This is a genomic window from Kitasatospora sp. NPDC088548, from assembly GCF_044753005.1.
GTDB lineage: Bacteria > Actinomycetota > Actinomycetes > Streptomycetales > Streptomycetaceae > Kitasatospora.
Window position 1 is genome coordinate 1 of the sequence record NZ_JBIVMI010000059.1, and the last position, 9665, is coordinate 9665.

The following is a 9665-nucleotide window of genomic DNA, read 5'->3' on the forward strand; positions in this document are numbered from 1 at the left end:
TGTTTGGCGGCTCTGGGGGGGTATTGTCTCCCTGGGGGCGCGGGGCCCCCCCCCCCCCGCCCCCCGGGGGGGGCGCCCCCCCCGCCCCCCCCCGGCCCCCCCGCCCCCCCCCCCCCGTCCGGGAGGACTCGATCGCCGCCGATTCCCTCGGGGCCCGCCGCACCTCCGCCATGGCCCTCGCCGCCGCCCAGCAGGACGGCGTCCACTCCGTGCTGGTGCCGGATGACGAGATCGTCCGCGCCCGCCGGGCGCTGTGGGACCATCGCAAGGTGGCCGTCGAGCACGGAGCTGCCACCGCCTTCGCCGCGCTGACCTCACCGGACCAGCATGTCCCCGACCGCGATCTGCCGCCCCGCCCCGCCACGGCGAGCCGCAGCTACCGGCCCGGAGGCGGCGAGAAGGTCTGTGTGGTCCTGTGCGGGTCCAACACCGATCCGGCCGACCTGGTGCACCGGGCCACTGGGGACTGACCAGCGCCCCGAAGGGGCAGTTGAGTTGATCCGCCCGACTGCCCCTTCGGGTGGGGCGATGGTTACTCCCTATCGTCGTGCAAGGCCGCCGGACAGGGCGAAGGGCCGCGGTGCGCTGGATCTAGGGGACACAGGCGATCAGGCCAGCCTCGATGAGGCTGGCTGCAATCGTGCTGTCCGCTCTCTCGGCTGGGTCGGACTTCGCCGCATGAACGGTGGTCGGGGAGTCTGCGTGGAGGTCCGCCAGGAGGGCCACAGCCTGCGTGCTGGCGCCGAAGACACCACCGGCTGCGGCGAAGACGATCTCTCCGCTTGACGCCGATCCGAGCAGTTCCACGCCACCTGGGATCAACGAGCGGACCCGGCCGACCTTGGTCGATGGAACGGGTTCGGCTGACGGTCCGGTTCGAGCACGAAGCAGCTTCCGGTACGCCTCGTCGCTCGGGGGGAACTCGGCCGCGCCCAGATGGATCGGGACCTGGTCACGGGAAATCCAGTTGTGGCGGCGGAGCAGCGCGATGGAAAGCAAACCGCTGTCCTCGCCGAGCGGAACTGCCTGATGCGGATGTCCTTCCGGAAAGAGGAGACAGTCTCCTTCGTGAAGGACCTCGTCCAAGACCACTTGGCTGGGCGGGCCTCCCTCGGGGGTGTCCCAGTCTCCGAGCTGGAATCGCTTGCTGCCCCAGAGCATGAAGGCGATGACGTCCTGACGGTCCGAGTGCCAGCCCGTGATGCTGGTGCTCCCGGCGGAGACGAACAGCTTCGTGAAGACGTCGGCACCGGACACGGCGATGATGTCGTCCACCAGCTCGGCCAGTGACGGGATGCAGCGATCGAACTGGCGGATCCCGAGCGTGATGCCTTCGGTGAGAGCCCGCCTTACTCGGTGGATGTCCATCTGGAAGGTGTCGGAGTCGGGTTCCAGCCGGTTCCCGAACCGTTCTCCCGGGAGCTTGCCTTTGGCATCACGGAACTCCATGTCCGCGTTCGCCCCGGTTGTCGCGTTGGCGACCAGTCGGGGCTCCGCAGTGAGCCACCACTCGTACTGCGCACGCCCGCACGGCAGCGCAGCGGTGTCTCCCTTGGCAGTGCCGAGGGCCGGCTCGGTACAAGGCGCTGCCAACGCGGCCACCACGCGGTCGCCGAGCCGCGCCCGGAGCCGTGTGGCGGCATGCTGGACGGCGGCCTCGTTGGCTGTCCGTACTCGGGCGACGAGCTGAGGCGGGAGGTCGCCTTGCTGGACAGCAAGGCGGTCTACCTCGTCGAGTCGACGAACGGCGCGCGACGTCATCAGGATTGCTCCAGCGTCTTGAGCAGGGGGGCGAGACCGGCCGCGAGGTCCGTTTGCAATCCGGGCCAGGGCGATACACCGAGGCGGTGGACATGGACTCGGGAAACCAACTCCCGCACGATCCGGCGCGTGGCTGCCGGATCGGCTCCGGCATCACGCATGTGCTCCGCAAGCCAGGCCATGGACTCCTGTTCCGTGCCTGCCGCCTGCAGGAAGCCGGCGGGTACCACTGGGGCAGGTGTGAGTACTACCAGTCCAATGGGAAACGTCGCACCGAGATGAGTGGCCGAGCCGGCAGGGAGGGGAACGGTTGTGCGTTGGTCTCCCTGCCGGACGGCTTGGGCCAGCGGGACGCCAAACGCCACACCGGTCATCGTGTCGAGCAGCACGACTTCATCTGTGGCTGTCGCGGCGAGCCCTGTGTCTCGAGCCCAGCGGGCGGCGGTGGTCTTGCCGGCCTTCTGGTTTCCACACACGATCACGCTACGGCCGGACGGCATCACCAGAAGGGCCGCGTGGAGTGCGGAGAACCGTCTGTGGTAGGGAGGAGTGAGCAGCGGCGGCAGAGCAGGCAACATGCCGGTGTAAGGGCGCCATTGAGGGTCGCGGGGCATCCGATACTCGACGCCGGCCCGGTTGCCGCTGACCGAGCGGTGGAGCAGGTCGATTCGGACCCCTGGACGCAGCCGTAGAAGCACATCCGCGGTGCCCCGGAGTCGCGGGCGCGCGACATCGAGGTTCACCTGGAGGGTGTCTCGGTGGGCCTTGTCGTCTGCCAGGTATCGCACAGTCACGCCCCCCACTTCGACGTCGAGGAACGGGAACAGCCCCTCGTCGTCGAGATTGGACGTCGGGTGTGTCTGGATCTGCGACACAGCCACGTCGAATGCCGCTTGGAGAGGGATCGTCCACAGCTGGTCGTTCTGCCAGAGACGAGCACCGAGGGTCCCGTCGATGACGTACAGCATGCTTGTCCGGTTGTCGACCACCTCCCATGCCCCGTCCGACCGTTCCGCAGCGGCCCAGAGGGGTGAGGTCCTGTCAGCCATTGACGTTCCCCTCCTCAAGCCCGTCAGCGCTGTGCGTGGACATCCGCGAACGGAGAGCCCCGACACCGACCAGATACGCACCGTCGACCGATGCATCGAGGTCGGTGAGCGGTACGAGCAGGTCGTCGACGAGCGCCGGGCTCTGGAACACGCCGACGGACCGATCGGTCGCCAGCGCCACAGCTATGCGCTGGGCGTCCCGGCCACACTGGATCAGGGACTCCTCCCATGCGGCAGGGCCCTCCCCGTGCTGCTCCGGCACGAGCCAGACAACCAGGGAGATGCCCGCGGTCCAGGGCTGGCCGATGGCGGCACGCTGAATGTCCTCAGAGCTGGGAGCTTCCCCTATGCGGAGCAGCGTCCTGGCCCCGTCTTTCCGGTAGGCGCCGGCGTCGAGATTCCCGCAGGGCAGCAGGAGACTCAGCCGAACGCCGCAGCGCGAGTCGCGCAGAATCGGCAGCAGGGTGTCCAGGATCCTGGCCGGCACTGCCTGGTGAGTGAAGGAGCGGCTGGTACGACGCGCGGCCAGAGCTGCGGGTAACGCTGACCAGGGCAGTGGTCCACCGGACGTGCTGGTGCTCGCCTTGTGTGACGTCGTCCGGGCCTCGCAGGCTGCGTCTGCGTGAACGAGCAGGGAGGGAAACCAGCTGGCGTTGATCCACGGCTGCGCTGCTGTCCACAGGGCCTCGGCCTGAGTTGCGGGGACGAGTGCACGCGCTGCAACCAGCACGGAGAGTTCGTCCTGTGATGCGCCGCTCTGGTCGCGGATGTGCGCGAGGGACGAGGGCCGGTCACCTCTCGCGCTCGGGTTTGCGTAGGCGAGCGCGGTTACCGCGGCCGGTGAAAGGGCGACGAGTGTCACGGGCTCCGAGTGGACCTGGGCGTACAGGCCGGTTGCCGCAGGGACAAGAGACAGGAACGGGTTGGTGCGGTACTCGGAGTCCGCGGGTGCGATGGAACCGGTTGTCGGCACCGGCCGGGCAGACACCTCGGCCGGTGCCGGCGTGGCAAGCAGCAGTCCGAGAATCGGATCAGTGCCGGTGAACGCTGGAATCGGCAACCAGGCCGTGCTCCACCCTGTTGCCTGAACTGCCATGTTCAGGGTCTCCACCACGTGTCCTGCGTCGATGAGGACTGGGCGGAGCGCCCGCACGTCGCGGTAGCGCCACATGGCGCGCTGGACATGGCTGGAGACGACGAAGGCGATGCCGAAGGGTGGCACCTCCGCCTCCATCGGGATGTCGGAGCCTGCAGGGACGAGCGTGTGCCGATCGCCGTCGTACCACCATGCGCCTTGCAGTTCGGCGGGCCATCCAGTACCGATGAGCACACCAAGATCTGTGGGATGCCGGGCCCCGCCGGACGGGCTGGTCTTGAGCACGATCGGTCCGTGCCGGCCCTCGCGGCGACCGGTGATCCGTCCGGCGGTCCCCAGCCAGGCCGCAAGAAGATCGACACCTGCATTCGCGGCCAACTGGCCAACCGGTAGCTCAGCCTTCGGCAACGTGGTCTGTGGTCCGGAGCGCGGTGTTGTAGCTGGAGGCGGTCCTGCGTGAGCCGCGTAGCCGTCCATGAGCGCGCGGTCGACCTCGTGGCTGGCCTCCACGCTGTAGTCGAGGAACGGGTAACCGAGATTGAGGCGGCGGTAGAAGGCGAGGAAGTCCTGGGCCGGTGCGGCCCCAGTCTCGTCCAGCGTCATTCCGAGGTGCTGGACCGCCGTGGTGAACTCGTCGCTCGCCTCGCGGCCGGGGCCTCGGGCGATCCACGAGAGCAGCGTGCACTCCCGGTCCTTGCCGGAGAGCATGTAGGCCTGGCGGGTGCCCGCGTCAACGGAGATCCACCGCGAATCGGCCTGGATCTGGGGGGCCATGGCTCGTGCCGGGAAGACTCGTACTCTGTCCATTGATCACGTACCTCGAGGGTCGCAGAAACAGGACCGGGCGGGAGGGCCCGCGGCGGGGATGCCTGTCGCGGGCCGCCGCATACTCAGGAGCTGTTCTGGACGAGGGCGCGACGGAAGAGCGGAACCGCCGTGTAGATGCCGGCGGCCGTTCCCGGCATCGAGAACCACACGGCCTCGTTGGCCGCCGAGCTCGTGGGGGCGGCGAACCGCTCCAGGTCTGAGCGGGTCAGCAGCCACCGCCGGTCACTGTCAGGGTCGGAGATCAGGATCGACTGATCGCCCGAACCAGCGCCCGGCACCACCGGCACCTGGTCGCACAGGGTCTGGGACGGCAACACGAACACGATGTCGGCCCCGTCGCCGGATTGGGCGTTGCTCAACTCGAAGTCCGCCAACGAGGACGGGTCGAGGATGTACGTGGTGTGCTTCTCGGGGTCCTGCACTGCGATTTGCACGGGCACCTCCCGTGGATCGGCCGTGGGCCTGGTGGGTCCAGGCGCACTGGGGTGTGGTTCTTGTGACGCGCCAACAGAGGGATGAACGACATCTCTGGTGCTCGATGAAGGCATGACGGGAAGCGTGCGGAGAGTCTTCAGGTCGGCCGTCGAGTGGGACCGCTCCGGTGGTTGGCCGGCCAGGCCGTTTGCATGGAGCAGGCCGTGGCGCTCCCTGGAGTGCCTACGTAGAGGTGGTCGATCGTCACTCTGAGGTTCAGACTCTAGTACGACCCGGGAGGCTCCGCGCAACCTTTTGGGCTCCGGCGTTCGCGTTGTCCGAAACTGCGTTGCTTCGCCGCGAAGTTGGTTCGACCCATCTACCGACTGCCCGCCAGGAAAAAGCAGAACGGTGGCGCCTGATCATCGCCGGGATGAGCAGGCGCCACCGCCATGAACTGTCCTGGCTACAGGAAGATTTCGTACGTAATGTCTTCCGAGTCAGCCGTCTCGAAGGTCACGTCGAGGACATGCCCTGCCGACTGGACGTCAGGGAGCACCTGGCGCAGTAGCGCCAACGCCGGTTCCGCCCCACGGGCGACTACCTTCGCCACGTCCGCCCGCATCGACAGCTGGGCGGCACTCTTCGCCTTCCGGACAGCCGCGATCGCCTCGGCCGCCACGCCGAGCAGTTGGGGATCGCCGACCGGCGCACGCTCCCGCAGCTCAACCGCGGTGGGCCACTGCGCGCGGTGGATCGAGCCGGTTTGCCACCAGCTCCATGCCTCTTCGGTTGCGAACGGCAGGAACGGTGCCAGGAGGCGCAAAAGTACTGAGAGCGCATGGGCGAGGGTGGCTTGGGCCGACGCTGCGGGCCCCTCTCCACTCTCACCATAGGCACGATTCTTGACCAGCTCGACGTAGTCGTCGCAGAACGCCCAGAAGCACCGCTCGACGGTCTCCAGAGCGCGGGCGTAGTCGTAGCCTTCAAGTTGCTCGGTGGCCTCGCCAACCACCTCGGCGAGGTGCGCGAGGAGCGCCTGGTCGAGGGGCCGGGTCACCAAGGCGTCCGGCTGGTCGGCGCCGAGGCCGAGGACGAACTTCGACGCGTTGAGGATCTTGATGGCGAGGCGGCGGCCGATCTTCATTTGGGCGATCTCGAAGGCCGTGTCGGTGCCGGGCCTGGCGCTGGCGGCCCAGTAACGCACAGCGTCCGAGCCGTGCTGGTCCAGGAGGTCGAGCGGGGTAACGACGTTCCCCTTCGATTTGGACATCTTCTTGCGGTCCGGATCGAGGATCCAGCCGCTGATCGCCGCGTGCCGCCAGGGCAGCTCGTCGTGCTCCAGATCCGCGCGGACTACCGTGGAGAACAGCCAGGTTCGGATGATCTCGTGTGCCTGCGGGCGCAGGTCCATCGGGAAGACCCGGTCGAACAGGTCGTCGTCGTAAGACCATCCGCCGGCGATCTGCGGTGTGAGGGAGGACGTCGCCCAGGTGTCCATCACATCGGGGTCTCCAGTGAAGCCGCCCGGAGCGTCACGCTGGTCTTCGGCGAAGCCGGGCGGTACCTGGCTGGTCGGGTCAACAGGCAGCGAGCCTTCCGCCGGAAGGAGCAGCTCATCGGTGGGGTTTCCAGCCGAATCAAGCCGGTACCAGACCGGCACCGGGACGCCGAAGAACCGCTGACGGCTGATCAGCCAGTCGCCGTTGAGGCCTTCCACCCACGCCTGATACCGGTGCTGCATGTGGTCTGGGTGCCAGCTCAGTTCCCTGCCGCGGCCCAGCAGCGTTTCGCGAAGAGCCTCGTCCCGGCCGCCATTGCGGAGGTACCACTGGCGGCTGGTGACGATCTCGAGAGGCTTGTCGCCCTTCTCGTAGAACTTCACCATATGGTTGAAATGGCGCGGTTCTCCGGCCATCGCACCGCTGGCACGGAGCATCTCCACCAGTCGCTCACGGGCGGTGTGCGGCGTCGCTCCGGCGAGCTGCGCGTAGGCCGCCTTGGCCCCTGGCGTGTCGAGACCGGCCGGCGGGTCCGGGAGGAAGCGACCATCGCGTCCGAGAACCGGGCGGGTGCTGAGGTTGAGCTCACGCCACCACACCACGTCAGTGGTGTCACCGAAGGTACAGACCATGACAAGGCCGGTGCCCTTCTCCGGGTCGGCCAGGCGGTGGGCGAGCACCGGAACCTCGACCCCGAAGGCCGGTGTGCGCACCGTAGTGCCAAACAGTTTCTGGAAGCGTTCATCGTCGGGATGCGCCACCAGCGCCACGCAGGCCGGCAGCAGTTCGGGTCGGGTGGTCGCGATCTCTACAGCCTGCCCACCGGGCGCATCGAAAAGCAGATGGTAGTAAGCGCTCGGACGCTCACGGTCTTCGAGTTCGGCTTGGGCGACCGCGGTTCTGAAGGTGATGTCCCAGAGCGTTGGAGCCTCGGCCTGATACGCCTCACCGCGGGCCAGATTGCGCAGGAAGGCCAGCTGCGAGACTGCCCTGGAACGACTGTTGATGGTCTGATACGTGTGCCGCCAGTCAACGGAGAGGCCGAGCCTGCGCCACAGACTCTCGAAGACCTTCTCGTCCTCAACCGTAAGCCGCTCACACAGCTCGATGAAGTTCTGGCGGGAGACGGGGATCTGCTGCTTGCCAGGGGTCTCGGGCGGGCTGAAGCCGGGGTCGTAAGGGAGGGACGGCTCACACCGAACGCCGAAGTAGTTCTGGACGCGACGCTCGGTCGGCAGGCCGTTGTCGTCCCAGCCCATCGGGTAGAAGACGTTCTTGCCCCGCATGCGCTGGAAGCGGGCAATCGTGTCGGTCTGCGTGTAGGAGAAGACGTGTCCCACATGCAGGCTGCCGCTCACCGTGGGTGGCGGGGTGTCGATCGAGTAAACCTGCTCGCGCGTGGCGGTGCGGTCGAATCTGTATACGCCCTGCTCGTCCCAGGTCCAGGCCCACTTTGTCTCGAGGCCGTCGAGCGTGGGCTTGTCCGGCGTTCCTGGGCGAGGGGATGCGGTTGTCATGGCAGTAGATGGTATCGGCCTCCGGGACATCTCAAATCCCGTGCAAGCAAGTCCAGTTCTCGGGGTGGGAGACTACATTCCGTGAGGCATCGTCATCAAATATGACACTCAGTCAGGAAGTGGTGCGCTCTCAGATGCTCGCGGTGGATGAGAAGGTGCCATCCTCTCCTGCCGCTCCGAACAGTGGCAGACAGGGGGCTAGACCGACAGTGTCGATCTCAAGCGTACGGTGGGCTTCCCATTGCTCTCGGGTCAGTCGCAAGCGCCGCATGATGGTGGCCTGGCCTCTGACGATTCGCCGTTCTGTGCCGTCGTGTCGGTAACCTAACTTCCTCGACACCGCGAGAGACGCCGTGTTGTCAAGAAACGCACCAGTGGTGGCCTCAGCAGCACCCAAGCCGGCAAACGCCAGGAAGAGGACGGCGGCCCGCATCTCAGTGCCAAGCCCGCGCCCCTGGTGGGGAAGTCCGAGCCATGATGCGGTGTTGACCTCACGCACCAGATCGAACGACCTCGCCGCGAGTGCCTGAGCTCCCACCACTCGGCCGTTCTTGAAGACCGCCAGGTTGAGCGACCAGTTGTCCGGGGTCCAGCTGCCGACTCTGAGGCAGTGTTGCTGTATCACCGCGCGCGCTCGGCCGACCGGGGGAAGGTCCGTCCACGCGCTGCTGAACGGCATCATCTCAGGGCCATGCACACCCGCTGCGGCGAGGTCGGCCAGTTCTGCCAGCTCATCCGAGTGCGGCAAACGGAGCTCTAGCCTTGGTGTACTCAGCCGCAGACCGAACAGTGGCCAGTGATCGATCAACACGATCAAGTGTGTGCACCATACCGACGCGTTCGCACGTCGTGGCACGCCGTCCGAGGTACCGTCGCCGACACTGCCCCTATGCGGTAAGGGCGACCGTCGTGCCGCTCGACACCGAGGAAACGGGACTGCCGCTCGGTAGCCTTTTGGCGCTACTGGGTGGCGCAGTGAAGAAGTAACGGGCGGAAGCGCTTCGACGTAGTCCGCGGGGGTGCCGGGCCAGGCCGAGGGGTCGAACAGCCATGTGGAGGTGGTGGTGCCGTCCGGCGGGGCGCCCGCCGGCCTCGGCGGCCTCGCGCGGCAGGCTCTTCGAGAGCTTGCCGCCGTCGCTGCCGAGAATCTGGGGGGTGAAGATCCGGACGGGCAGCGGCCCGGGCGGCCGGCCGATCGCTCGCTGGTCGGTGCGATAGGCAGGAATCCGAGGCCGGCCAGCTGCGCCGCCTTGTCCGGGTTGTCGCTCAGCGGGTCGATGCCGGTGGCGCCGAGTGCGGTGAGTATCTGGGCGGCGGCGGTGTAGTCGCTCCCGTCCTCGGGCGGGCCGCGTGCGGCGTTGAGGGGCTGCCCCCTTCCGTCTTGTCCCCGACCTGTGGAAATAGTCTGAGATGGTGAGTTACGTACCCCGAGTCCGTCGGGGGCTGTTCGTGCTTTCGGCCTGTTCGTTCTGCGTTCAGACCACAGCGGTACAGACGA

The 9665-nt window shown here is 67.3% G+C and carries 6 protein-coding genes and 2 pseudogenes; 1 reads left to right on the forward strand and 7 read right to left on the reverse strand.

Going from position 1 to position 9665, the window contains the following annotated elements; genetic code table 11:
* Positions 1-113: 113 nt before the first annotated feature.
* Positions 114-470: pseudogene (locus ACIP82_RS37350) on the forward strand (threonine/serine dehydratase); the annotation flags it as partial.
* Positions 471-591: 121 nt separating this feature from the next.
* Here ACIP82_RS37350 and ACIP82_RS37355 read toward each other — a convergent pair.
* The 7 genes and pseudogenes from ACIP82_RS37355 to ACIP82_RS37385 form a co-directional block, all read right to left on the reverse strand.
* The gene (locus ACIP82_RS37355; protein WP_400660174.1) at positions 592-1761 is read right to left on the reverse strand and encodes a JmjC domain-containing protein; all 1170 of its coding nucleotides are present in this window, start codon (positions 1759-1761) and stop codon (positions 592-594) included.
* Entirely contained in the window at positions 1761-2810 is a 1050-nt protein-coding gene (locus tag ACIP82_RS37360; RefSeq protein ID WP_400660177.1) for a hypothetical protein, read from the reverse strand. Before ACIP82_RS37360 ends, ACIP82_RS37355 begins: the two co-directional genes overlap by 1 nt.
* Positions 2803-4680 (reverse strand): hypothetical protein, encoded by a 1878-nt coding sequence (locus ACIP82_RS37365; protein WP_400660180.1) that lies wholly within the window; start codon positions 4678-4680, stop codon positions 2803-2805. The genes ACIP82_RS37360 and ACIP82_RS37365 overlap by 8 nt, the downstream gene beginning before the upstream one ends.
* 116 nt (positions 4681-4796) lie before the next feature.
* Positions 4797-5168 (reverse strand): hypothetical protein, encoded by a 372-nt coding sequence (locus tag ACIP82_RS37370; protein WP_400660182.1) that lies wholly within the window; start codon positions 5166-5168, stop codon positions 4797-4799.
* A gap of 446 nt (positions 5169-5614) precedes the next feature.
* The gene (gene valS, locus ACIP82_RS37375) at positions 5615-8167 is read right to left on the reverse strand and encodes a valine--tRNA ligase (protein ID WP_400660185.1); all 2553 of its coding nucleotides are present in this window, start codon (positions 8165-8167) and stop codon (positions 5615-5617) included.
* Positions 8168-8297: 130 nt separating this feature from the next.
* Positions 8298-8978, reverse strand: a complete 681-nt coding sequence (locus ACIP82_RS37380) for a GNAT family N-acetyltransferase (protein ID WP_400660188.1) — start codon at positions 8976-8978, stop codon at positions 8298-8300.
* 426 nt (positions 8979-9404) lie between these two features.
* Positions 9405-9653: pseudogene (locus tag ACIP82_RS37385) on the reverse strand (hypothetical protein); the annotation flags it as partial.
* Between the last annotated feature and the right edge of the window lie 12 nt (positions 9654-9665).